This window comes from Nostoc sp. C110, assembly GCF_043099725.1.
Lineage (GTDB): Bacteria > Cyanobacteriota > Cyanobacteriia > Cyanobacteriales > Nostocaceae > Nostoc > Nostoc muscorum_A.
The window spans coordinates 4944454-4969878 of record NZ_CP171148.1 but is presented as its reverse complement, the minus strand read 5'-3'; the positions used below and the strand labels follow the sequence as shown (position 1 = coordinate 4969878).

The 25425-nt window shown below is 40.7% G+C and carries 18 protein-coding genes; 7 read left to right on the top strand and 11 right to left on the bottom strand.

All coding sequences use genetic code 11. The features are described from left to right. Positions 1-630: 630 nt before the first annotated feature. From ACFFRD_RS26570 to ACFFRD_RS26560, 3 genes are all read left to right on the top strand, one after another. Positions 631-3330 (top strand): response regulator, encoded by a 2700-nt coding sequence (locus ACFFRD_RS26570; RefSeq protein ID WP_392478523.1) that lies wholly within the window; start codon positions 631-633, stop codon positions 3328-3330. Between the two features lie 12 nt (positions 3331-3342). Next, positions 3343-4419: a response regulator gene (locus ACFFRD_RS26565; RefSeq protein ID WP_392478522.1), complete on the top strand. Its 1077-nt coding sequence runs from the start codon at positions 3343-3345 to the stop codon at positions 4417-4419. Between the two features lie 318 nt (positions 4420-4737). Next, positions 4738-5100 (top strand): helix-turn-helix transcriptional regulator, encoded by a 363-nt coding sequence (locus ACFFRD_RS26560; protein WP_179071317.1) that lies wholly within the window; start codon positions 4738-4740, stop codon positions 5098-5100. 98 nt (positions 5101-5198) lie between these two features. On the opposite strand, the gene ACFFRD_RS26555 is transcribed toward ACFFRD_RS26560, so the two are convergent. Beyond that, on the bottom strand, positions 5199-5537 hold the full coding sequence (locus ACFFRD_RS26555) for a hypothetical protein (protein WP_163929548.1): 339 nt from the start codon (positions 5535-5537) through the stop codon (positions 5199-5201). Between the two features lie 514 nt (positions 5538-6051). Here ACFFRD_RS26555 and ACFFRD_RS26550 point away from each other — a divergent pair. Further along, positions 6052-6378: an STAS domain-containing protein gene (locus ACFFRD_RS26550; protein ID WP_190961534.1), complete on the top strand. Its 327-nt coding sequence runs from the start codon at positions 6052-6054 to the stop codon at positions 6376-6378. 43 nt (positions 6379-6421) lie between these two features. On the opposite strand, the gene ACFFRD_RS26545 is transcribed toward ACFFRD_RS26550, so the two are convergent. Next, on the bottom strand, positions 6422-7612 hold the full coding sequence (locus tag ACFFRD_RS26545) for a SpoIIE family protein phosphatase (protein WP_392478520.1): 1191 nt from the start codon (positions 7610-7612) through the stop codon (positions 6422-6424). A 259-nt stretch (positions 7613-7871) separates the two neighbouring features. On the opposite strand from ACFFRD_RS26545, the gene ACFFRD_RS26540 reads away from it, so the two are divergent. Further along, positions 7872-8288: an ATP-binding protein gene (locus ACFFRD_RS26540; RefSeq protein WP_392478519.1), complete on the top strand. Its 417-nt coding sequence runs from the start codon at positions 7872-7874 to the stop codon at positions 8286-8288. Between the two features lie 310 nt (positions 8289-8598). Here the strand turns inward: ACFFRD_RS26540 and ACFFRD_RS26535 are convergent, their stop codons facing one another. From ACFFRD_RS26535 to ACFFRD_RS26515, 5 genes are all read right to left on the bottom strand, one after another. After that, positions 8599-13275 carry a response regulator gene (locus ACFFRD_RS26535; protein ID WP_392478517.1) on the bottom strand — a complete coding sequence of 1559 codons (4677 nt, stop codon included), beginning with the start codon at positions 13273-13275 and terminating at the stop codon, positions 8599-8601. Between the two features lie 22 nt (positions 13276-13297). Continuing rightward, positions 13298-14527: a hypothetical protein gene (locus ACFFRD_RS26530; RefSeq protein ID WP_392478515.1), complete on the bottom strand. Its 1230-nt coding sequence runs from the start codon at positions 14525-14527 to the stop codon at positions 13298-13300. A gap of 640 nt (positions 14528-15167) precedes the next feature. Further along, positions 15168-15380 carry a ribbon-helix-helix protein, CopG family gene (locus tag ACFFRD_RS26525; RefSeq protein WP_114080921.1) on the bottom strand — a complete coding sequence of 71 codons (213 nt, stop codon included), beginning with the start codon at positions 15378-15380 and terminating at the stop codon, positions 15168-15170. Between the two features lie 50 nt (positions 15381-15430). Then, the gene (locus ACFFRD_RS26520) at positions 15431-16111 is read right to left on the bottom strand and encodes a response regulator transcription factor (RefSeq protein ID WP_012408377.1); all 681 of its coding nucleotides are present in this window, start codon (positions 16109-16111) and stop codon (positions 15431-15433) included. A gap of 41 nt (positions 16112-16152) precedes the next feature. Further along, a complete protein-coding gene (locus tag ACFFRD_RS26515; RefSeq protein ID WP_012408378.1) occupies positions 16153-16578 on the bottom strand; it encodes a heavy metal-responsive transcriptional regulator in 426 nt (141 codons plus the stop codon). Positions 16579-16928: 350 nt separating this feature from the next. Here ACFFRD_RS26515 and ACFFRD_RS26510 point away from each other — a divergent pair, with 350 nt between their 5' ends. After that, positions 16929-18017 (top strand): Rieske 2Fe-2S domain-containing protein, encoded by a 1089-nt coding sequence (locus ACFFRD_RS26510; RefSeq protein WP_392478512.1) that lies wholly within the window; start codon positions 16929-16931, stop codon positions 18015-18017. 359 nt (positions 18018-18376) lie between these two features. Here the strand turns inward: ACFFRD_RS26510 and ACFFRD_RS26505 are convergent, their stop codons facing one another. From ACFFRD_RS26505 to ACFFRD_RS26495, 3 genes are all read right to left on the bottom strand, one after another. After that, positions 18377-18601, bottom strand: a complete 225-nt coding sequence (locus tag ACFFRD_RS26505; RefSeq protein WP_392478510.1) for a hypothetical protein — start codon at positions 18599-18601, stop codon at positions 18377-18379. 173 nt (positions 18602-18774) lie between these two features. Further along, on the bottom strand, positions 18775-19452 hold the full coding sequence (locus ACFFRD_RS26500; protein WP_392478508.1) for a hypothetical protein: 678 nt from the start codon (positions 19450-19452) through the stop codon (positions 18775-18777). 96 nt (positions 19453-19548) lie between these two features. Beyond that, the gene (locus tag ACFFRD_RS26495; protein WP_392478506.1) at positions 19549-21531 is read right to left on the bottom strand and encodes a heavy metal translocating P-type ATPase; all 1983 of its coding nucleotides are present in this window, start codon (positions 21529-21531) and stop codon (positions 19549-19551) included. Positions 21532-21986: 455 nt separating this feature from the next. Here ACFFRD_RS26495 and ACFFRD_RS26490 point away from each other — a divergent pair, with 455 nt between their 5' ends. Beyond that, the gene (locus ACFFRD_RS26490; protein WP_392478503.1) at positions 21987-22370 is read left to right on the top strand and encodes a hypothetical protein; all 384 of its coding nucleotides are present in this window, start codon (positions 21987-21989) and stop codon (positions 22368-22370) included. A gap of 364 nt (positions 22371-22734) precedes the next feature. On the opposite strand, the gene ACFFRD_RS26485 is transcribed toward ACFFRD_RS26490, so the two are convergent. Next, positions 22735-25413, bottom strand: coding sequence for a DEAD/DEAH box helicase (locus tag ACFFRD_RS26485; RefSeq protein WP_392478501.1), 2679 nt, complete (start codon positions 25411-25413; stop codon positions 22735-22737). Positions 25414-25425 lie beyond the last annotated feature (12 nt).

The window sequence follows — 25425 nt, the reverse complement described above, 5'->3', positions numbered from 1 at the left end:
GAAATTATTCAAGATATTGATGAATCATTTCTGTTCGTACTGGGTTTATTCTTCATGGGTTAAATCCAAAAGTCATCAAGGAAAAATAGGAATTTTTTATTGATTAAATTCCGAGGATTTACTTGAATTACTATTTGGGATTCGAGAAGAAATACTGAGTAGCTACTCTGAAGTATCTGTAGGAATCAGGAGATTGTATAGAAGGACGGCAATCTGGCTGATGATAAAAATTACTATTTAGGCGTAGTGAAATCTAGGTGTTACGCTAAAAAAAAGATTTTGGTGCTACTAATAATCTGTCAAATTCATTTTGATGGTTAGAGAGATGCGATAAATCGCCGTCTCTACTCTTAATTTATCCATCAATTATTTATAGATAGGCTACTAGTCTGGCTATAAGTAAATGAATTTTACAAGCAGCAAATTTACTGAACGTTTTCGGAAGATAACTAGGTATAATTGCGAATTCTATTCATGCTGAACACGGAGGCAAAAAATTTTCAGGGATTTGGAGAAGACATCGTATTGAAGGGCAACTATAGATATAACTCAATTGATATCAGGCTATTAACATGATGATAATCAAGGTATAATTTTGTTGAAACGCGATCGCGTTTGTATTTTTAACTTATGAGTCATTGCTCTCCCCTTACAATTCTGCTAATTGATGATTGCCCTAGAGATCGGGAAGCATATTGTCGTTTTTTGAAGCAGGACAGGCTGTATACCTATCGTATTTGGGAGTTTGAGACAGCAGCGCAGTCCATGAAATGGTGTCAACAGGAGATGCCAGATATAATTTTGCTGGATTTTAAATTACCTGATGGGGATGGGCTGAAGTTTATTCAGCAATTTCGGGAATGCCATAGCAATACTCAAGCTGCTGTGATTCTTCTGGCAGCAGGACAAGGGGATGAAATCATCGCTGTCCGTGCTATGAAAAGTGGTGTCCAAGATTATTTGCTTAAAGATAAACTCACAGCTGAAGTTCTTCAAGGCGCAATTCATCATGCCGTTGAACGGATACAGCTAACTCGACAGCTTGAACAAAGCCGGGAACAACAACAACTGATTGCCGCGATCGCCATTCAACAGGAGAGTGCATATCAGCAAGCACAGGCAGACCTGGCAAAATGCCAACGGACAGAAGCAGCCCTCAGAAGTGTTTTGGCGATCTGTTCTGGTCGCCTCATTAATTCAGATAAAGACGGTAATCCCATCCACATAGCTGATATCTACGACGAATTTCTCTACGATACGCTACGTGAACGCTTACAAGCTGAACAGAAACTCACTCACAACATAGATTTGCGAGAAGCAATTTTTAACGAATCTGCTGATGCCATCTTTTTGGTTGATCCACAAACGCTGCTCACCCTGGATTGTAATCGGCGGGCAGTAGAACTGTTTGAGGCGGCTAACAAAACTGAATTGCTCGAGATTAATGGGCAGAAACTCCAGCGCCATCCATTCACCGCCAGCGAAACAGACGCGATCGTGGCAGATATGCAGTCAAAAGGTGTCTGGAGTCGAGAGATTGAATATGTTACTCTCAAAGGTCATATTTTTTGGGGAAACATAGCAGCTAAACCCATTACTGTAGCCGGACGTACTATGAATCTAGTCCGGGTAACTGATATCAGCGAACAGCAAGCTGCGCTACGCGAACGCAAACAAGCCGAGGCACAACTGCGGCAGACGAATGAGCAACTTGCTAACACCAACGTAGAACTTGCCCGTGTCACTCACCTTAAAGACGAATTTCTTGCAAACATGAGCCATGAACTGCGAACACCTCTTAATGCAATTTTGGGGATGTCAGAAGGGTTACAAGAAGGTGTGTTTGGCTCCATCAATGAAAGACAAGTAAAAGCGATCGCCACTATTGAGCGCAGTGGTAGACATTTACTAGAGCTAATCAACGACATTCTAGACCTGTCTAAAATCGAATCTGGCAAGTTAGAACTGCAATGGAGTGATGTTTCTGTCAGAAGCCTCTGTGATGCCAGCCTTGTCTTTGTCAAACAGATGGCTTTGAAAAAAAATATTCGTCTTAATATTCATATTGCTGAGAATATTGACAGCATCCAAGTAGACGATCGCCGCCTGCGTCAAGTACTGATAAACCTGTTGAACAACGCTGTCAAGTTCACACCAGAAGGGGGATCTGTAACCCTAGAAGTCCGGCTAGAAGAAATAGGAGAGCATGGGAGCAAAGGAACAGGGGGAGTAAATTTTCCCTTGTCGCCCTCATTTGCCTCATCTTCCCCAAATCTTTGCTTCTATATTAATGACACCGGCATCGGTATTGCTCCTGAAGAAATCGGCAAGCTGTTTCAGCCCTTCATCCAGCTTGACAGCAGCCTCAACCGCCAGTACAGTGGCACTGGTCTGGGTTTGGCGCTAGTACAGCAGATTATTACCCTACATGGAGGAACAGTCTCAGTTAGCAGTGAAGTTGGCCAGGGAAGTTGCTTCACCATCCGTATTCCCTACCGTACTAATTTGCGAACAATACAAGCAACTAATTCATTGCCTAGTTATTGCTTACTTGCTGAAAATGCTCAAGTTTTGATTATCGAAGATTCTGTTGTGGCAGCTGACCAAATTACTCGCTACTTCAGCGAAATGGGAATGGAAACCATCACCTATTCCAAAGGTGAAGGAGCCGTAGAAGAAGTGCTGCGCGTTCAGCCTGGTTTAATTATCCTGGATCTGCAACTACCGAATCTATCGGGTTGGGAGATACTAAATCAACTCAAGACCAACCCAAAAACCAAAAATATTCCAGCAATTATTATTTCAGTTGTGGATGAGCGTAGCAAAGGATTGGCTCAGGGAGCGTTTGAATATCTAGTCAAACCAATTACCCGCGCTCAACTTCAGGTAACTATAGAGAAACTACAACGTTTTACTGGTTCTGAGTCGCCAAATTTAACTGTATTGCCAAAAGCCGCGAAAAAACCACCTTTGATTTTGCTAGCAGAAGATAATCAAACAAATATTGATACCATGTCCGATTATCTTGAAAGTCGAGGGTATCATCTCATTTTGGCAAACAATGGACAACAAGCTATTGACCTAGTTAAAGTTCAACGCCCCGACTTAATTGTGATGGACATTCAAATGCCAGAAATGGATGGGTTAGAAGCAATGCGCCGCATCCGTGACGATCGGCAATTTGTAGATATTCCGATTATTGCACTAACGGCGTTAGCTATGCCTGGCGATCGCGAAACTTGTTTAGCCGCTGGAGCCAACGAATATCTTACCAAACCCGTCAAACTCAAGCAGCTTGCACTCACCATTCAACAAGTTTTAGCAAGGTAGCAGAAATTTTTAATGAATACTCAACCTTCTATTTTAGTGATCGATGATGAACCCGATAACTTCGATGTTGTTGAAACCTTGTTGGATAATGAAAACTACGAGCTACACTATGCTTCTAATGGTCAACAAGCTCTGAATCGTCTCAACAGTCTTCAGCCCGATCTGATTTTGCTGGATGTGATGATGCCTGGCCTAGATGGAATGGAAGTATGCCAACGCATCAAAGCTGATCCACAATGGCAGATAGTGCCGATCATTATGGTGACAGCATTAACTGCTAAAGAAGATTTGGCTCGATGTCTCGCAACGGGTGCAGATGACTTCATTAGTAAACCCATCAACGGCGTGGAATTACGAGCCAGGGTTAATTCCATGTTGCGGATTAAGCAGCAGTACGACAGCCTGCAAGTTTTGCTTCAACAGCGAGAAGATATGGCAAACATGATTGTCCACGATCTCCGAAACTCTCTTACCAGTATTGTCCTCGCGGCTGAAATTCTCCGATTTTGCAATTTGTCACCCGAACAGCAACGAGGTAAGGTTGATCAAATTTTATTTGCAGGACAACAGCTACAATCATTGATTAATAGTTTGCTGATCATGGCAAAGCTAGAATCGGGAAAAATGCTTCTCAACTACACAGAAGTAGACCTTTATTTACTCTGTATGTCAGCATTAGCAGATTTTGAAGCGATCGCTACCCAAAAGAACCTGCTTTTGATAGGTGAATTACCTGAACCTGGTGGCATTGTGAAAGTAGATGCAACAATCTTTCGTCGAGTTCTAGATAATTTGCTCTCTAATGCTATTAAGTTCTCCCCATCTAACTCTCAAGTGACCCTACGGGGAGAGTATTTGGCAGCAGGTGGTGCGAAAGTGCAAGTCGCGGATGCAGGCCCCGGAATCCCTGAAGACGTAAGAAAAATCATATTCGATAAATATGAAGTTGCAAGTCGGATACCAGATGTTTGGCAAATTGGTTTAGGATTGGCTTTCTGCAAAATGGCAGTCGAGGCACATTCCGGTACAATTACCATCGAAGATAATCATCCAAATGGTAGTATCTTTACTGTATTTACTCAAAAATAAATTATTAACTCCAAAATTGCTGCATCTAGTCAGATTTTCAATAGGTACTCCTTTTAACTATTCATCAAGTATTTTGTCAGATTAATGTGTTTTTTTATACTATACTAATCCGGCTTGATTTCTGTTCACACAGCGTGACGTAGCTATATTTACTTGCGTGGGCAGGGAACAGGGAATAGGAAAGAAGAGATAGATCGATACTGAGTCTTGTTCAAAAATCAAAGCGGATTGCTATAGCAATAACTCAACTACGCTATTATAAAATTTAATAACTAATTAGCTATTAAAAAAATATTATACCGACTATTAAATCTCCCTATGCCAAAAACTAAGCCACACAAGTCCGATCCAGCTGTTCTCGTGGCAGTTGCTGACTACTTCAAGGTTTTATCAGAGGCAAGTCGGCTACAGATTTTAGCCTGTCTAAAATCAGGGCCAATGAATGTGATGGAAATTGCCGAGGTTACTAACTTAGGTCAGGCAAATCTATCTAAGCATCTGAAAGTGTTAACTCAAGCAGGGATTCTATCTCGTCAGCCCAAAGGCACGAGTGCCTATTACGAGATTGCCGAACCAATGATTTTTGAGCTTTGTGAGTTAGCGTGCGATCGCATTAGTGAACGCGTGCAACAGCAGGCTGAAAGCTTGAAAGTCCTTCGAAGCAAAACAGCAGTTTTTTAAAAAATACCTGATGCCTTAATTGGGTAAAAAAATGCCCTCCTAGCTGCTGGTAGTTAGGGGCATAATCGTTGTGCCCCTAAAAATGATTCATATTTCCTTTAATCTTCGTCAAGGGCTGGGAAAGCTTCTTCAATTTGCCACAACTTATCTTTGTTTTCAACAAACCAAATACGAGTTTCGGGAGTTAATTTACTCCAAATGACTTCAACAGGGATGTGAGGAGATGCATATTGGTACTCTTGACCAAGTGACTTGAGATTGTCTGCCACATCGTGGGGAATTCCGAATTGTTCCCAGTCAACTGTTATATGTCTTCCCGAAACTCCGGCTGTAGGGTCGAAAATCAATTGTGCTGATCTGACTAAATCAGCAAAGTGTTTCGGTTTGAGTTTGGTGATCTCTTGAAGTTGGAGTGATTCGTTATGCTCTTGAGACATTATCGCCGCAGTGGTAAAGATTAGTGGTGTTTGAACTTACTGGCAGAGACTTTGATCCCAATATTTTTACTTTAGCGCAGAGCCGCTAACTTGATCTTGATTTAATCAGACACTAATTTTCAGACCATCTAAAAAGAAACAATGCGATAGCTGTGCCAACGTCAAGGAAGAACATACTCATAGCTGTATAATTTGCAGCATTTTTTCATGTCGGGTGGCATTGCAGTGAAATTACCACTGCTTATGTCTCGTTTTTAGGCACGGTATTTAGGTTATAAAGATGGTTATTTTAAAGCTTTTGAAATTTTTCGTTAATCTGTAGAGGCTAGATTCGTTACTGCAATAGCAAATAATAATTATCAAGCTGCACCACGCTAGTAAGTATGGCTGTGCGAACACAAATTAAAGCGGATTCCTTTAAGATACAAAACTATTGCTATATCTATTGCAGTTTAGCTTAAGTCAATGCCAAAATGTAAATACATTTTTCCCAGTCAAACAATAAGATAAAACAATGAGCCTGAACGTAAAATTACTAGAATTATCTGGAATTTTAGATGGTATTAGAGGTAATGAACTGCGTCGTGAAGTTAGCGATATTCTGCTAACTGGAGCCGATATATTGTTACTTGATATGAAAGAAGTAAAGTTTATCGATAGCTCTGGTTTAGGTGCTTTAGTCTCAGCAATGCAAATGGCGCGAAATGCTAATACTAAACTTTTTGTTTGTTCAATCAGCGATCAAGTCAGAATGTTATTTGAATTGACTAAAATGGATAGAATTTTTCAAACCTTTGCTGACCAAGATGAATTCAATCGCCAAGTATTGGCAACACAGTAAGCTCCTAGACTATGCTAAATTTGAATCTGCACACTTGACTATACTAACCAAAGTTAACTTTTACCAAAGAGAAGTCATCATCAAGATTATCTTGATAATTTAAGGTAATAATGTTCGCCAATAGTTGATTTAGAACACAGGGGTCTTTTAGACTATGTTTAGTTAGTAAGTCAATGAAAGCATCAATACCCCAAAATTTACCATCTGACTGATTAATTTCATAAACACCATCACTAAAAATGTATAAAATACTGTTCTCTTCGATCTGAAAAATAGCATCTTCAAATTGGACATCAGGTAAAAAGCCAATTGGGAGATCCAAAGAACTTAGCTGTTTAACTTGGATACTTGTTGTAGAGGTATTCGATAAGAGTAAAGCTGGTGGATGTCCGGCGTTGGCATAAATAAGTTGACGTTTCAGGCGGTGATAAACTCCATACCAGATTGTGAAGTATTTATCACCGTGCTTTGTCATTTGAAAGGCGTGATTGAGCGCTTTTAGGACTTCACTTGGTTGACAAAAGTTGGTGTTTGGTAAAGATTGCGATCGCAAAACATTCAGCACGGATACAGATAGGAGGGCTGAACCCACGCCATGACCTGATACATCCAACAAATAAATTACCAAATTATCGTCGTCGATCCAATAATGGTCAAAGCAATCACCTCCTAGCTGTGCTGAGGGAATAAACAGATTTTCTGTAGTTACTGCTCCTACGAGCGGTGAGGGTAAGAGCGATCGCACATAATCAGCAGCCTCAGCTAATTCTGCCTCCAAAATTTGCTTTTGGGTTTGTAAATCTTGATTTAGTGTCTCCAAAACTTCTTTTTGACTTTGTAAATCCTGATTTAACTGGTGTAATCTTAGCCCTGCTCTTACCCGCGCTTTCAATTCATTCATCTCTATTGGTTTAGAGATAAACTCATCTGCTCCAGCGTCAAGTCCTCTAACTCGATCTTCCTCCTCTCCTCGAGCCGCTCCCCTAGCCGTTAATAGAATAAAAAAAGTGGTTGCTAACTCTGGATCTGTTCTAATTCGACGACACACTTCTAGCCCATCTACCTCGGACATCATCCAGTCACAGATAATCAGAGCAGGATGTAGTAATTGTGCTTGTCTAATTCCTTCCTCGCCATTTGTGGCGATACTGGTATCATAACCTTGATTTTGGAGTGTTTTTTTCAGTACTGTTCGCACTATAGGGTCATCATCAATAACCAAAATTTTAAACATAAATTAAAGTTTACTAAGTAGATTGAAGAAGAATTTAGAAGTCAGAATGGGCTACGTGTAGCGTAGCGTCCCGCAGGCTTGACGCTCTGCTATCCGCTCTTTCCGTCAGAATTCATTCTGAATTCTGCTTCGCTTAAAAAGAAGTAATTACTCTAATTCAACTTATATGCAATTTAGTTTTAAATGTATAGTGAAAATACTCAAATTAAATAAATTAAATACGAATAGGATCGTCTCGAAATATTTTATTGGTTAAGAAGTGAAAAATAAAATTTATCTAAAAGTCAATACAGACCTTACAGCATCGCCTGAAGTATTATTTTGGTTCGATCAGATGAATTACCCACCTATTCCTGACAAAGAAATTTGGTGGCAATGTCAAACACTTTTGATAGAAGGCTTTACTAACATAGTTGAACATGCACACAAAAACTTACCTATTGAAACTCCTATTGAAATAGAAGCTGTACGGGTAAATAAATATATAGAAATTCGCATTTGGTCTCAAGGTGAACCATTTGACTTAGAGCAGCAATTGCGGCAAATATCTGAATTTGATGAGAATGAGCAAGAGCGCGGGCGGGGTTTAAAAATTATGTCTGCCATTGCCGACAAATTGAGTTATGAGCCAACAGGAGACAATCGTTACTGTTTATTTATTAGTAAATATTATTAATCTTCTTATCTGAGCTTTGCTAGCTTAATTATTAGCTAGGAGCAAAAAAATTATAAAGTGCTTCATGCAGCGAGACTCAATATTTTACCAAGTTTTACAAGCATCCCCACCGATAAATGCAAATAGTTATCAATTCGATTCGGTCGCCGTTAAAGAATTAAATATTTAAATTTACGTGGTATCTTTACCACCAAAAACAAGTAACTTGGCACAATCAAATCAACTATATAAATAATAACTAGCTAGAGTAAAACCCTTATAGCTATTGCCTATTTTCTTATTCCAACAAGAATTATTTACGGCCGCTTCCTTATCTCGTGATTAAAAACTCTTGGATACATTTAACAAACTCTTCTAACTCTGAGATTAAGTGAGTAGTACCTCGACGTTCTTGATTGTGAGCTAATTGTTCTAATTTTTGTGCTGCTAAATGCATGGTTATAGCTCCAATATTGGCACTAGCACCTTTAATTTGATGGGTTTGGAGCGCTAGTTGCTCATAGTCACTATCTGCGATCGCTATTTTAATAATCTCTAAACGAGGTTGCATATCTTCAACAAATATTTCCAGTAGTTCTAATTCAAATTCTAGGTTGTTTTCCGAGAGTTGATGCAAGCGTTCCCAATCAATTGGGAGGTCAACTGAACCTATATCTGTTGTAGAAACTTTCTGCTCTAAAACATATATTTCTTTTGCCTGGAATATCACACTTCCCCAACGCTGTAGCGCCGCCGCTAATTTCTCTTTGATTACTGGCTTGCTGAGATAATCGTCCATTCCTGCATTTATACACATCTGTTGATCTTCTTTCATCGCATTAGCTGTCATCGCAATTACTACAGGGCGACGACTATTGACAAAGCTGCTTTCTTGCCAACGATGAATTTCTTTTGTAGTTTCTAAACCATCGAGAACAGGCATTTGGCAATCCATCAAAATTAAATCGTAGGGGATTTTTTCTAATAGCTGCAAAACTTCTTTCCCATTACCAGCAACATCTGCGCTATAACCTAGGCTTTGGAGTTGCTTCAAAGCAACTTTCTGATTCACCAGATTATCTTCAGCTAAGAGAATTCTTAATTTGTGGAAGTCACGAGCCAGGAGGCGGGAGCTAGGAGAATGATCGTTGCTGTTGTTTTCGTAATCTTTTAGTTTTAACTCTTGACTTCTGACTTCTGTCTCCTCCTTTATCTGCGTTCCTAAGATAGTCATGATGGTATCGAGGAGTCGGGATGGCTTAACAGGTTTGACCAAATAAGCCGCAAATCCTATTTTTAGCGCTCGTTGGATTTCATAGCGTTGATTAGTAGAGGTAAGCATAATCAAAGGTAGCCCAGCGATCGCTGAATTTGCTTTAATTTGCTCTCCCAAGGTCATGCCATCTATTTCTGGCATCTGCATATCAATCACAGCAATGTCATAAAGATTTTTTTGCTTGGCTGCCTCCTCAATAGCTTTGAGGGCAATAGTAGCCGAAGCAGCCTGATCTACTAACATTCCCCAACGGGTAGCTTGATGGTGGATAATTTTGCGATTAGTAGCATTGTCATCCACCACTAACAAGCGCCGATTAGTCAGAAGTTCGCGATCGCTTTCTGAGGAAACAGGGTGAAGTTGCTGGGCAAGAGTTACTTCAAACCAAAATTTAGATCCTTTACCCAACCGACTTTCTACGCCAATTTCTCCTCCCATCAAGCTTACGAGTTGCTTGCAGATGGCTAATCCCAAACCTGTGCCGCCATACTTGCGGGTGGTGGAAGCATCTACTTGGGTGAATGGGGTAAAGAGTTTGCATTGGTCTTCAGAGGTAATGCCAAGACCGGTATCTGTGATGGCAAAATAAATGGTGGCTGTAGTAGAGGAAAGCGATCGCAATTCTGCTCGGACTACTACCTCTCCATTGCTGGTGAACTTGATCGCATTGCTGATCAGGTTCATAAGAATTTGCCGCAGGCGGCCAGCATCGCCTTGGAGTTGGGTGGGAACGTTGGGATAGATTAACGCTGCAATTTCTAATCCTTTATTATGGGCTGAGGGAGCTAATAATTCCAACACTTCTTCTAGACAGGAAGATAAGTCAAAATCTAGAGTTTCTAGTGCCATTTCCCCAGCCTCAAGTTTGGACAAATCCAAAATTTCGTTGATGAGGCTTAAAAGAGCATCTCCACTAATGCGAATAGTTTCGATAAAATCCTGTTGCTCTGAGTTTAGGGGAGTTTCTAACATTAAGCCTGTCATCCCCAACACAGCATTCATTGGAGTCCGAATTTCATGACTCATGTTTGCTAAAAAGGCACTTTTGGTTTTAGAAGCTAATTCAGCTTGATGACGAGCAACTTCAAGTTCTCTTCGCTGTTGAGTTTCTGCGTATAACATTTGGGCTTGGGCTAAGGCAATACCTACTTGATCGGCTATTTGTCGTAAAAGATGAGTTTCAAAGCTAGACCACTGGCGGGAACTGCCACACTGATGGACAATTAGCAAACCGCAGAGTTCTTCTTTGACAAGAATGGGTATGACTAAATTGGATTTGACCCCAAATTGTTGCAGTAATTCTATATGCCTTTTTTGAATTTCCACTATATCTAAGTCAGCAAGCTCTAGATTCCGTTTTTGACGATATTGCTGTAGATAGTACTGTTGTGTATATTCCGCTTGAAAATAAGAATCAGTAAGCTTGTTCTCTTTAATTGTCAGCCAGCCAGAAACTACTGCCTCAACCACAGTACTTCCAGATCCATCTGTCAAAGGTTGATAAATCAAAACTCGATCGCTATGGAGAATTTTTTGTACCTCCGTAACACTGACTTGGAGAATTTCTTGGATTTTCAAAGACTGACGAATCTTAAGGGTGATTTCAGTAAATAGTTGCGATCGCAAATTTTGGCGTTGGAGTTCTTCTTCTGCCTGCTTGCGCTCAATAAACTGCCCTACTTGCTCACCAATAGAATTCATGACTTTTGCCAAATCTTGGTCAGGTTGCTGGATTTCATGGCTAAAGCAGGTAATGACACCAAGAATGTTTTTACCACTATGGATCGGAAAACCAAAAGCTCCGTGCAGTTCTGCTTGGACAGCGATTTGAGAGCGGATGAAATCTTTGTCTTTAACTACATCAACAATCCAAACAGGTTCAGCACTGTCCCAAACACGACCAGGCAGGCCAATTCCTGATGCAAAGGTGGTCTGCTGACTAAGGATCTCAAATTCTTGCATTCCTGAAGACATTTTATACCATGAATTCAGTAAACTTAGTAGATTCGCTCGCTGATTTACCATCCAAATTTCACTTAGATCCCATTCCAAACTCTCGCAGATTCCTTGCAGGATTTGGGGCATAGCTTCACTGATTGTAGTTGACTCTGCTAAGACGCGCGTTGTAGAGTACTGGGCTTTGAGGTGCTGTTCTGCTCGTTTGCGTAAACGAAGCTCGTCGTAGACATCGCTAATATCAATACCTGTAGCAACAATGTATTCAACGCAACCCTCATCATCTTTCAAAATAGCATTAGCCCATGAAATTAGCCGCAGACTGCCATCCTTTGCTACCCAATAATTTTCATATTCTTTGGGCGCTTCACCAGTTCGCAACTGTTCAAAAACTGCTTTAACTGGTTCTACCTGTTCAGGAATGAGAAATAGGTTCCAGAAATGCCTTCCTCTCACCTCATCGAATGAGTAACCAGTTGTTTGTTCACAAGCTTGATTGAAGCGAACGATCTGCCCTTGTGTATCCAGAACTATTACCAAGGCGCTAGCTGTATCAAGAACTGCTGAAATAAAGTTGCGTTCTTGGTTTAGCGTTTCCTCTGTTAATTTACGTTCTTTTACCTCACGATAAATGAAGTAGTAGACTATAGCCAGAGTGATAAAACTTAGGCAAATAGCGATCGTAAGTGTCAAAACTGTGTTGTTTGCACTGGCTTTTGCCGCTTGTGACTGCTGTTGAAGCAACCTTTTATCCTCATTCTCAATCTCATGGATGACCTTGCGAATATCATCCATAATATATTTCCCCTGATTTGTCTGGATTACCTGCAACGCTGCCTCGAATCCCTGATTTTGACGCAGGTATATAGTCTGCTTGAGTATGGCAAATTTTGCAGCTATCAGAGATTCAAGGGCGGCAAACTGCTTTTGTTGGCTAGGTTGATCTGCGATTAAATCCTTCAGTTCTACAATTTTTTGATCGATGTTTACAACTACTGCTTGATAAGGTTCCAGATAACTTTCTTGTCCAGTCAGGATATAACCGCGTTGTCCAGTCTCAGCATCCTTCATCTCGGACAGTAATTCTTCTAGCTTATTGATTTTATCTTGGGTTTTTTGTACCTGATTACTAGCATCAATCAATATGCGTGTATTTTGATAAGAAATCATGCCAATCAAAACTAAAATTGCCGATGCTAACCCAAACCCTCCGGCTACTGTTTTAAAAAATTGTTTGCGTCTCTTGTGTGCCTGTTTGCGTGTATGAGTGACCAATACCAAACTTGCTAAGTTACGCCGCATTTCTAATTGCTTGATTACCTGGCGACCGATAATTCGCAATGCTTCAACTTGTTCTGGAGAGAGCTTTCTTGGTACACGGTCAATTACACAAAGTGTTCCTAGTGCATATCCTTCAGGGTTAGTTAACGGTACACCAGCATAAAATCGAATATCCGGGTCAGAAGTGACTAGCGGGTTTGTCGCAAACCTTTCGTCTTGTGTGGCATCAGGCACAACAAAAACTTCCGGTTGCATAATAGCATGGGCGCAGAATGCCAAATCTCGCGGTGTTTCTGGGGCTTCCATTCCAACTTTGGATTTGAACCACTGGCGATCGCTATCAATTAAACTGATTAAGGCAATAGGAGTGCCACAAATATATGAGGCTAAATGGGTGAGATCGTCAAAGGCAGCTTCCGAACGAGTATCGAGGATCTTATACTCCAAAAGAGATTCGATTCGCTGTATTTCGTTATCAGGTAATGGTGCTTTCATTCTTCAGCCTTATCAGTGACTACTAAAATTTGACCCGCAACTGTCCTGTCAAGGAATTACCACCGTAAGCACTTCCCCCAGTTTCTTGATTGCGAACATTACTAAAGCTATAGCCAAGGTCTGCCTCCATATTTGGTGAAACCTTTACCGTACAGCGCGTTTGATAGGTATTGGCGTTATCAAATTCTCCTTTAAGTCGCTGCTGTCCTAAGTTGGCAGCGAGGCGACAGCGTAAAAAATTAACAATATCTCCTTCCCAAGCCACCTCAGCGTTGTAAACTAGAAAATCTGGTGGGGAAAAATAGCCACTTGTGCGTTCTAAATCGCGATCAAAACTCAAATTGAATAAGTTAGCTGCCAGAGAAAACTGTCCGAACTTGCGTTCTAGCCGACTAAATGACTGCACCTCGGAATTACCATCGTTGTAACTACCCAAACGCAATGATGAAAACAAGCTGGTGTTACCGTCAATTTGCCAGTATAAATCAGGCCCAAATCGCCAAGCAGTAATTTGATTTTCTAAAGTTCGGGCATTGGATTTATAAGGGCCTTGTTCTAAATTACCTGATAGTACTACTACCGATAGCAATCGACCTGATGACGAAACTTGCGGTGGCGAAATGGGAGTCTCCACCTTAGCATTGAGATTGATAGCTGTAGGTAAACGATTGAAGACATCGACTCCTGCTGCTGTTTGCAGAGTCACTTGACCAATTTTTCCTTGCCATCCAACTTGCAAGGGAAAATTCGTAATTGATTCAACACCGCGTTGTTCAAATAAGTTAAAACCTGTTTTCACAAATATTTTATTGCCATTACTCAATCCAAACTGAACCGTTGGTTCAAAAAAGAAATTGGTTTGGCCAAAGTTATCTGTGTCATAGCGATAGTCCGTATGAATGCTTTCCAAAACTGCATCCGGCGTTCTTGGTTCGGTGGAAGTTTTTGGTGGACTAGAATTCTGCGGTGGTTCGGGTAGCGCTGGCCGTAATTGCAAATCAGGATTGAAGTTTTCGGGTGCCGCCATCAAAATAGGTGTTGGCTCAGGATTTACTTTGCTGACTCCCTCAATCAATTCTGAAGGTGATTTCCAGGTCTGATGTGCTTGGGCTGCTTGTAACTTAGCTTCTGATAATGTCCAAATACCTACGCTACAGATTACTCCCAATTGAATCTGTAGGCATCTCCAAATCAACCCAGTGTAGGAACTATGTGGAGAAATAAAGAAATAAAGTATAAAATTATCTGCCATAGGTCAATACTATAGTTGTAAATAAAAAACTTGCTGCCAAAGAGTTTTCTGGCTGCTAGCTCATGTATTCAGCTTGGAATTATGATGCCCAAAATATATGCTTGTTAAGACATGGCAAAGAAAAAAGGCATTAATTTTATATACCTGCCCCTTGACAGTCTGATTAGTATTTTTTGCAAGAGCGTCTTGCAATTTTTAATTAATAATTTTTAATTGGAGCGTACTCTTCTATTAGATAGAAGCAAGCTAGCAAGAGCGTCTCGTAGAGAAGCGACTTGACCGCTCAATGACCCATCTGGCAGCAACGAGAATAAACCCAGATTGCCCTCAATACTTGTCGGTTAAGGAGAAAAGGGGAATGGCAAAGGGGAAAGAAAAACCTTTAATCCAAACCCAGTAACCTTTTCCCCAAACCAAATTTCAGTTTAAAATCCAAAACCCGAGCAGTATTGGGTTTGATAACTAGCCATGCCGCACCATTAGGAGTGTGTTCTAGGAAAAGTTTAAGGGTACAAGGGTAAGGGTTTAAATTCATCCCTTACCCTTTTCCCTTTAACCGAGAAGTATTTCCTTGAGCCCTATTGGTAATTCAAGATAGCTGGCAGATTTTTGAGATTTGGCGAGATATTCTGGTGAATAGTTACTGTGATTTTAAGCCACTGCCAACTGTTGTTTTTGAGTCTGCTGTTGCCATTTCAGAGTTTTTAGTATTGTCAACCTCAAGAGATCGGAGTAATTCTCGAATTACGTCTGTTGCTGGCCTTCCTGTCAAAGCACAGTAGTGTTCAAGTTTCTTCATTTCCTCAGCAGTGAGATTTACTGTTAGCCGTTTAACAGCCCATTTTTTATTCATGATCCTCTTTTTTCTTTAAAATTTTGCTTTTTGTCGAAATCACCAAGTCATTATGATTGTTCCCGTAGTGCATAGCCTACACCACGGACTGTATGAATCAAACGCTTTTCATTATTCTCTTCCAATTTGAGTCGCAGATAACGAATATATACTTCAATAATATTAGAATCACCCATGAAATCGTAACCCCAAACTTTCTCTAAAATTTGATCTCTAGTAAACACCTGACGGGGATGTGAGAGGAGATATTCTAATAAGTCAAACTCTTTTGCTGTTAACTCAATACTTCGTTTTTCCCGAAAAACTTCACGGGTGCGACGATTTAAGCTTAAATCTTCAAATTGCAGCAAATCTTCGGCTGTTTCTTGCGTGCGGCGCAGATGGGCGCGAATTCTAGCGAGTAATTCCTCAATGCTGAAGGGCTTAACTACATAATCATCGGCTCCCGCATCTAATCCGGCGACGCGATCGCTCACTTCATCTTTTGCTGTCAATAAAATTACTGGTACTGTACTACCTGTTGCTCGCAAACGCCGACAAATTTCTAAACCTGTTAAACCTGGTAACATCCAATCCAGAATCGCTAAATCTGGCGATGAGTCTCGCGCTAGGGTGAGACCAGCAATCCCATCATGAGCTACACTTACTTGGTATCCTTCGCTACTTAGCTCTAATTCGACAAATCGTGCTAGTTTGACTTCATCTTCCACCAAAAGGATATGTGCTGTCATAAGTTTGCTCCTGCTGCCTCCTCTGTCTTCTTTTCTGTTTTTCAGCACTGAGGGATATTTTGAATAATGGGACAAATTGTATCTTCATACTGGTCGCCGATATTCTTCCAGCCTGAAAGTAATCCCTTTATTTCAGATCGCAAAGTTAATAACTGATCGATTTGGCGATCAATTTGCAAAAGCTTGTCCTGGAGCTTTTCTTTGATTTCACCACAGGGAGCTTGTCCTTGGTCATAGACCTGAAGAATATTTCCAATCTCCTCTAAGCTAAGACCAAGATTTTGTGCCCTTTTAATGAACGCTAGACGAGTCAGCACATCCAATGAAAACTGGCGGAAGCCTCCCTCTGTTCGTCTTGATGATTTAATTAAACCTAAACTCTCGTAATAGCGAATTGTCCTGATAGGAATTCCGCTTATATCTGTTACCTGACCAATTAAAAGCAGTTTTGTCTCCTGAGTTAACACGGCAGATTTTCCCAAATATTGTAATTATTATTACATATTTATACTAATTTATTAATTCAGATGAGAGTTTAGTCAAATCTTGGTGTCAGTAGTTGAAATTTTTATTTAATTAGAGATATTACTAAGTTTTGATTTTTCAGATATCTATTATGAATAGATGTTGGCTGATACTATCTAATAATTAATTAGTATAATTTTAACATTTCTAATCTAATTTACTCAATATTTTACTCCTCGAATTTTATCTATTTGTTGAGTGACTATTTCTCATAGTACTGAAAGTAACTGTTTTTTTTTAGTTCGCATGTTACTTCTAGATCAACTGCTTCACCTCAAGTGAAACCATAAAAATGAATCTCAACTCGCAGACTTCTAGCTCAACCCGTAAACCTAAAACTTTCAATAATCCAGAACGTTTTATTGAAGGATGGTATTGGGTAATACCCTCTCGAAATCTGCGGGTGGGTGAAGTAAAACCTGTCACGATTTTGGGCAGAGAACTAGTGATTTATCGTGGTAAGGACAGAAGAGTAACTACCTTTGATGCCTACTGTCCCCACATGGGCGCTCATCTTGCTGAAGGCAAAGTTGAGGGTAATGCACTCCGTTGTTTCTTCCATCACTGGAAATTTGATGCTGAAGGGATGTGTATTGATATCCCATGTTTAGATACGCCGCCTTCCCTAAAGTTACAAAGTTGGCCCACTGCTGAAAAGTACGGCATGATTTGGGTTTGGACTGGAGAAATACCACAACAACCTCTACCTTTTATTCCCGAATTAGAACAAAAAGAGTGTGATATCGCTATCCATTCTCACTTTGTGATGAACTGTCACCCCAATGTGGTGATGATTAATGCGATTGATACTCAACATATCAATACAGTCCACAAACTGCCAATAGAAATTATTTTTGAAAGACAGGAACTGAACGAAAATGCAATTATCTTCAGTAACACTACAAACATTAAAGAGAATTCATCTTTCATTAAAATCATCCGTCTTTTCTACAAAAATGCCATAACTTACAGTATTTGCTATTGGTACGGTAGCATTGGCATTGTGACACTTGGCCCCGATTTCTTCCATGTCCACACAATGTTTGCAGTTCGCCTCCATGAAGGTGGAAAAGCTGAAGGTCAAATCCTGTTAATTACTAAGAAACGTAAAGGATTTTTTGGTTGGTTATCCAATCGAGTTGTGTTATGGCTGACTAAGATTGCAGGTAAATTTTTTCTCATGGGTGACATCAAGATTGTCCAAACAATTAAGTTTGATTTGAAAACTCCAATCAAAGCAGATCAGTCAATCATGCAGTTTATTAACCATGTTGAAAGGCAGCAATCTCTAATGTGGGGGACTTGGCAAGAAGCGCGATCGCGCGATGTAGAGAGCAAGCCCAAGCGTGAGAGATGGCAAGATACAACGAGTAATGACTAATATCATGTCTACATTGACCAAAATTCTGTTGAAGCTTACAAAGCCATAGCTTGACAGAATAATTATTTTATAGTCAATTAAATGGACATGATATGACAGCTAATAAAAGTTAAAAGTTCAACAAATTACTTTTAACTTTTAATTTATTTTTACTGGGTTCCTAAATTAATAAAAAGAAGTGGCAAAGCCACTTCCTAATTCCCAGGTAGAACCTAAGTTATGAGTATAACGATTACAAAAATTTGAAATAGTATAAACAAACACCAATTAGCTGAATATCTGTATTTTCCTTGTTTTTTGGGTGAGAAAATCGTAATTTCGATGCGCTAAATAACTGTATATTTACATAAGTCTCATGATTACAATGGAGACTCAAGTGTAAGTTTTTCTGGTAGATAGGCAGCGCGATCGCTATCAATCAGTATATTTACTATAGCCCTTGCATCTTTGAGCGTGACAGGTAAATCTGCATCTACGCTAATGAGTAAGGCATAACCGTTGGTAAAGCTTTGGTTCGTCATCCGGTGGGTGAAGAATGCGATCGCATTTTCCTCAAACTTACCCGATGCCAACTGCGATCGCAATTCCTATATAACTGCTTAGATGCAATTATACGCATCTTGATTCAATTCTTAATTGGAACATCCCGATAATTTATTCACTGACCACAGTAATTTACTAGTTCTAAACTTAGTATAAAAAGTTGCGTCCATATTCTTGCTACACCCTAGCAAGCAAACTGATGTTTAGCATACCACTACTCACCTGGGTTCAGCACAACGATAATTTCTGTAAGTGTGATTCCCAAAGGTTTCCAATGGCGATTGCTGGAGGAAAAAGTACTATCCCCAGAAACAGCTTGGTAGTCATTGGCAAACTTTTCGTAAGCATCGGGAGCAGCGTCTACTCGTAAAATCAGTTTGCCTTGATAACGGGATAATTTACTACTATCCAACAAAATCGTACCGCCGTAATCCCATGCCAATCCATAAAGTTTAAAATTACCTAATTTCTTGCGTAACTCGCTCAATGGGGTTCCAACACCGATACCTTCGCGGGTTTTCCAAGCTGAACCCAGGTTACGCACATCTAGAGGTTTAGTACGAGTATTATCACTCCAAACTATTAGCAGAGAACGCCCCTGATTTAGATTTACCTGAGTAGCGGCGAAACTCCCTATTCCTTCAGCACCAGAAATGGTTTTATCAACGAGATGGGATGCACCAAACAGCTTCACTAAATCTTGCTTGGTGGTTGTGCGTGTTATTGGCCCCACTCGTTCGCCAGGAACAATCAAGGTGTTTGTTAATGGTTGCGATTTAGCAACAGTAATTGGATGATTGATTTTCTGGGGTAGTGCAAAAGCTGGATTTGCTGAATAGTTTAGTAATAAGGCTAAAGTAGCTGTAGCAATGCCTCTGATTGATGAATTCATAGGTTCTATTCTTGGGTAGTTAAACTATGAGTCAGAAGAACTCATAGTTTAACTACTACAATTTTCCAATGACAGATTCCCGATTTTCCAAAATTTTTATTTCATCGCTCTAGTTGCATTTAAAATTGCCAGCAATGCTACTCCAACATCAGCAAAGACAGCTTCCCACATTGTCGCTATACCTAAAATGCCCAATCCAATAAACACAGCTTTAATTGCTAAAGCAAAGCCAATATTTTGCCAAACAATTTGCCTTGTTTTTCTGGCGATTTGTATTGCTTCTGCCACTTTTGACGGCGCATCTGTCATGATGACAATATCAGCAGTTTCGATGGCTGCATCTGAACCTAAGCCACCCATTGCCATCCCAACATCGGCTCTAGCAATCACTGGTGCATCATTAATACCATCCCCAACAAAGGCAACTTTACCATGCTTGCCGGCGGTGCTGAGTAATTTCTCAATGGCATTAACTTTTTCTTCTGGTAATAAGTCTGCTTCGTAAGCATCTATGCCTAGCTGTTTGGCAATTTGGGAAGCGATCGCTTGATTATCTCCAGTCAACATTACTGTTCTTTGTACACCCATTTGCTTGAGTGCTTGAATAGCGTGTCTCGCATCTTCTTTCAGTTCATCAGCAATGACAATATACCCAACGTAAATATTATCCACTGCTAAATTAACAACTGTTCCCTCTAGCTGGCAATTATCATGAGCAATATTCTCTCTGTGGAGTAGGCGATCGCTTCCCGCTATCACTACCCTATTTTCAACCTTGGCTCTAATTCCATAGCCTGCAATCTCTTCATAATCTCTCACCTCAAATTCATCAATTTTTCCCTCATAAGCCTTAAGGATAGATTGAGCGATGGGATGATTTGAGTGCGATTCTACTTGGGCAGCTAATTGCAGCAATTCTGTTTCATTGTAGCCATTTAATGCTACTGTCTTTACTACTTTAAATACGCCTTTAGTTAACGTTCCAGTTTTATCAAACACAACTGTATTGACTGCATTTAGAGTATCTAAAAAAGTGGAGCCTTTAACCAAAATACCACGTTTAGCTGCACCTCCCACACCTCCAAAGTAACCTAACGGAATACTGATAACGAGTCCACAGGGACAGGAAATAACTAGCAAAATTAAGGCACGATAAATCCATTCTGAAGAACTCGCACCAGAAATGAATAAAGGAGGTAATAAAGCAACTGCTAGAGATATAAAAACTACTATTGGCGTATAATATCGGGCAAATTTAGTAATGAATTTTTCTGTCTCTGCTTTTTTGCTTTTGGCATTTTGCACCAAGTCTAAAATCTTGGCAATAGCAGAGTCATCAAATAGTTTGGTGACTCTAATGCTGAGAACACCCATTTTATTTATCATCCCAGCCAAAACTATTTCACCCAGTCTCACTGTTCGCGGTACAGATTCTCCAGTTAATGCAGATGTATCAACTTGCGAATTTCCATCTATAATCTCACCATCCAAGGGAATCTTTTCCCCCGGTTTGACGACGATAATATCTCCAATATTTACTGTTTCTGGGCGGACTTTTTTTAGTCCTCCTTCTATTTGGATATTTGCATAGTCTGGGCGAACTTCCAATAAGGCTTTGATGGAACTACGGGAACGACTAACAGCAATATCCTGGAACAATTCGCCAATTTTATAAAACAGCATGACTCCAACAGCTTCGGGCAATTTATGAATTGCGATCGCCCCTAGTGTCGCTACTGTCATCAAAAAAGTTTCATCAAATAATCTACCTTTAAGTATATTGCGTCCAGCCGTTTTTAAAACACTCCATCCACTCAATAAATAGGCAGGGATGAAAAGCAGATATTCACCTATTGAGTAGAATGTATTGTGTAATTGATTTTCAAAAATTACACCAGGCACATATAAACTTAAAATTGCTACTAAAGGCAATACCTCATTTTTTAGATTGAATTCTCCACCGTGATCGTGATTGTGGTCATGGTTATGATTCTCATCATGACCGTGATGATGAGAATCATTATGAGTGTGTTCACCGTTGCAACAACCTGAAGATTCTGAATGTAGTTTTTGCTTCATTTTTTGTGTTGAGGCTAGTAAATTACTTGGTATATGAGCCTTTTTCCAAATGTAATAAAAAAAAGAGATTTTTACAAGTTGAACATTTAAGAATGAGAATCTATATCAGATTTATTACTAAATACTTATGCTATTTTTTGGTTCAAATTAAGATTTATAATTCTATAAAGATAGCTATATTAGTTATCAATTTTGTAAAAGAATCTAAGATATAATTTTTGTTCGTAGTGAGCAATTTATCGCTTTGTACAAAATTTTAAAGTCTTGATCCATAAACTTCAAGCCTGTTTGACTGCTTAATTCTGCTATGACAACTATTTTGCGATCAAACTTGGTAGATATGGAACTTTCTTAAATAACAAGTGTCAAGCTAGCTATTCTTAGGGGAAACCCACTTGAAGTTTGAAAGTGAATCGAATACCCTAAGCTAGTAGACAATTTTCTCAAGGAAATCTATGAACAAAAAAATTCTTCTGAATTTGCTTTCCACTTCCTCAATCTTTGTGTCTATGATGTCTACGCTGGTGGCATTTCATCCTGCCCATGCTAGTGGTAGTATTACACAGCGATTGATGCACACAGAAGATGGTCGTACCTGTATCACTAACCCACATGGTGGAAAAGATTTTGTGTGCATTCGAGATTCAGAGAGAAAGAAACCGTACACCTCATCTGTACGTTCCTCAACTATTGTCACATCAGTATCAGATCAGAATGTTGCTATGTTGAACTTTACTGATGAAGAAAGTGATGCAGCAATCAGGGTATTTGGATGCGACTGTCCATTATGTATAAATTCTTTGCGTCAGTTGCAGGGTACTGGAAACTTGGTGTACTAAGGTTGAATAGCGCTTATAGCGACTACAACTTCTGTTAAATACATGTGATTAATTACGTATAGAAGATATACGAAACCAAAAAAGCATTTTTAACTACGTACCACTACTATTAAATTTAAATTCATTCTTGGGGCGGTTTGTCTGACTTTTCACGGCATCTGGAAAACCTCTCTCTAAATCTCTCTCCTTTTAGGAGAGAGACTTTGAATTTTCCCCCTTCTCGTGTCGGGAAGGGGGTTAGGGGGTTAGGTTTTTGGTTAACTTTTCCACATAACGTGAAAAGTCAACACAGTTTGTAGGGGCAATTCATGAATTGTCCCTACATATAAAGACGCACAGAACTCTATAGCTAAGAGTGTGCTGTTTATTCCACCACCTCATTCACAGGGAATCTATCAATCAACTGCATCGCTCGATAAGCATTACGCAAGAAAGAGTCTGGCAGATGTGGAACGTGGGGTATTTGTGATAATAAATCCAACGTCCGCCGGAGAATTCTCACCACATCGCCTTCATCCAAGGTGGTGTTTTCGCAGAGTTCTGTCCACTCCATTCCGAGCGCCCATTGTTCTACTATGGCAATTAACTCAAACTCCAACCATATAGGTAGCGCCACATTATACCGCCGTTGTAGTTGGAACATTTGGCGACGAATTCCCCGCAATTTTGCTAAGGCTTCTGCCACTTCATTACTAAGCTCAAAGTTAACTTTGCTATCTGGACGGGGTGTTTCCATCACCAAACCGGCGGCGGCGGCGGCTAAATGGTGGGGATCTAAGTTGTCCAATTCACCACTAGCGAATACTAAACCCAACCACAATTCATTCTCACCCCGAATGGCGGCAGCTATTCGCCCTAATTGTGTGGGCACTAAATTATCTAAAGCGCCAAAGTGTTGCAGAATTAAGATTAAATTGAGAAATTCTTCCCAATGGCGTTGTGACTGTTGCTCTACTTGCCCTTGCAGCTGTTCGAGTTCGGCTTCTAGTTCGACATATTTGGCGCGACGCTTGAAAAGCGTGGCAGCATTGCCTGATTGATGTAAGGGATGAGCTTCTAATTGCTCTTGGACGGCAGCAGTACGACTGATTTGTTCTGCTACTTCTGGTGCCAGATGCAAAGATTCTATCGGATTGGGAATACGCGCAGCGATCGCAAAGCTTTCTTCGTTACCACGACGTGACTGTCCGGGTTTCAAGGGCATCTCTGGGGGTGGTAGTAAATCCGGTGACACTTCAATGCGTGGTAATTCGGCATACAAATCGACTACATCCCCTGTGGTTGCCACATACCAGCGATTATCATGCCCCAAGCATACCAAGTAGGGAGCTTGACCAGAACCAGGCGATTTTCCCACTAACACTGCGGTTACGGGTGAAGACACTGTGATGTTTTTGCCTTTGAGACTCAACAGAGTTCCTGACACTGCAAAGTCTAACATCATCCCTAATTCTTCTTTTCTATCTTCCTGTGCTTGCTCTTGCAGGGTTTTTAATATTTGGCGTTCTACTTTCAAACGTTGCCGCAATTTTTCATAAATAGCCAGTTCATTTTCATCAACGGCGGCGATTTGCTCATGTAGTTGAGCTAATTGTTTTTCCAGTTCGGCAATCTCATCGTATTCTGGTCTTAAATGCAATGTCGCCATGTACTGCCCAAAACTGCGCTCTATCAGTTCCCTGGTTTGCTCTAGGGTGTGGGTTTGCAGCAAGTTGAGTACCATGCCATAACTGGGCGTAAACTGGCTTACCAAGGGGTCTGGCTTGGATGTCCCCAAATATGCCGCTTCTTTGGCTCCTTCAAAGGGAGTTTGGACTGTCACCACATGACCTTGTTTATCCATCCCCCGGCGGCCTGCCCGTCCCGCCATTTGCAAGAATTCGGAAGCATTTAACAGGCGGTGTCCGGTGTCAGTCCGCTTGGAAAGGGTAGAAATTACCGTTGTCCGAGCGGGCATATTAATTCCCGCGGCCAGTGTTTCCGTGGCGAATACTACTTTAATCAGCCCTTGCTGAAATAGTTCTTCTACCAGGGCTTTCCAAGCAGGCAAAATTCCGGCGTGGTGGGCAGCAATTCCTCGGTATAGGGGTGCAATTTGTCCAGAACGCCCAGCTTCGGGATTGCGGGCTAAGAAGTCATCAATCTGTTGCCGTAAAATCTGGGATTCTTCATTATTTACCAGCCATAAATCACCCACTTCTGCCACCGCTTTATCACATCCCCGGCGACTGAAGATAAAGTAAATTGCTGGGAGCATATCCCGTTGCTCTAACTGGCTTAAAGTATAAATTATGCCAGGAGCTTCCGGTCTACCACTTCTTCCCCTGTCCCTTTCTCCCCCTCTCCCCTTCTTCTTCTGAAGAAGGCGGGGGTTAATTTTGGTTTTGCTATCATTCAACAGGGGAAATAACCCTTTGGGATTGCAAAAGTGAAATTCTAAGGGAACTGGTCGAAAATCGGAGTAAATCAGGTCTGTTGGGCCGTGAACGCGATTTAACCAATCGGTGAGTTGATCGCTGTTGGCAACTGTTGCTGAGAGGGCTGCCAGTTGCACTTCCCGGGGACAATAGATGATGGATTCTTCCCAAACTGTACCGCGCTGGCGATCGTTCATGTAGTGGCACTCATCAAGTATCACCGCTTCCACGTCTACTAATGAGATGCCGACTTGCCCGATGGGTGTGCCATAGAGCATATTTCGGAAAATTTCTGTGGTCATCACCAAAATCGGTGCATCCCTGTGAATGGAGGCATCTCCAGTTAACAGTCCGACTTGCTCAAACCCAAATTTTTCTCGAAAGTCACGTAATTTTTGATTCGACAGCGCCTTTAGGGGAGTAGTATAAAATACACGTTTTCCTCGCGCTAGGGCGCGATAAATGGCGTATTCTCCGACTAATGTTTTGCCCGAACCTGTGGGCGCACACACGACTACGGAGCGTCCAGCATTTAGGGACGCGATCGCTTCTTTTTGAAACTGATCCAGATCAAAGGGAAATATAGACCCTAAGTCAAGTTCTGGAGACGGCGCAGGATAATTCACTCAATCACATTT

Coding starts and splice junctions, on each gene's coding strand:
- ACFFRD_RS26510 (WP_392478512.1), top strand. CDS start 16,929: ATGAATCTCAACTCGCAGACTTCTAGCTCAACCCGTAAACCTAAAACT.
- ACFFRD_RS26535 (WP_392478517.1), bottom strand. CDS start 13,275: ATGAAAGCACCATTACCTGATAACGAAATACAGCGAATCGAATCTCTT.
- ACFFRD_RS26490 (WP_392478503.1), top strand. CDS start 21,987: ATGAACAAAAAAATTCTTCTGAATTTGCTTTCCACTTCCTCAATCTTT.
- ACFFRD_RS26550 (WP_190961534.1), top strand. CDS start 6,052: ATGAGCCTGAACGTAAAATTACTAGAATTATCTGGAATTTTAGATGGT.
- ACFFRD_RS26500 (WP_392478508.1), bottom strand. CDS start 19,452: ATGAATTCATCAATCAGAGGCATTGCTACAGCTACTTTAGCCTTATTA.
- ACFFRD_RS26565 (WP_392478522.1), top strand. CDS start 3,343: ATGAATACTCAACCTTCTATTTTAGTGATCGATGATGAACCCGATAAC.
- ACFFRD_RS26520 (WP_012408377.1), bottom strand. CDS start 16,111: ATGACAGCACATATCCTTTTGGTGGAAGATGAAGTCAAACTAGCACGA.
- ACFFRD_RS26570 (WP_392478523.1), top strand. CDS start 631: ATGAGTCATTGCTCTCCCCTTACAATTCTGCTAATTGATGATTGCCCT.
- ACFFRD_RS26560 (WP_179071317.1), top strand. CDS start 4,738: ATGCCAAAAACTAAGCCACACAAGTCCGATCCAGCTGTTCTCGTGGCA.
- ACFFRD_RS26525 (WP_114080921.1), bottom strand. CDS start 15,380: ATGAATAAAAAATGGGCTGTTAAACGGCTAACAGTAAATCTCACTGCT.
- ACFFRD_RS26545 (WP_392478520.1), bottom strand. CDS start 7,612: ATGTTTAAAATTTTGGTTATTGATGATGACCCTATAGTGCGAACAGTA.
- ACFFRD_RS26530 (WP_392478515.1), bottom strand. CDS start 14,527: ATGGCAGATAATTTTATACTTTATTTCTTTATTTCTCCACATAGTTCC.
- ACFFRD_RS26495 (WP_392478506.1), bottom strand. CDS start 21,531: ATGAAGCAAAAACTACATTCAGAATCTTCAGGTTGTTGCAACGGTGAA.
- ACFFRD_RS26555 (WP_163929548.1), bottom strand. CDS start 5,537: ATGTCTCAAGAGCATAACGAATCACTCCAACTTCAAGAGATCACCAAA.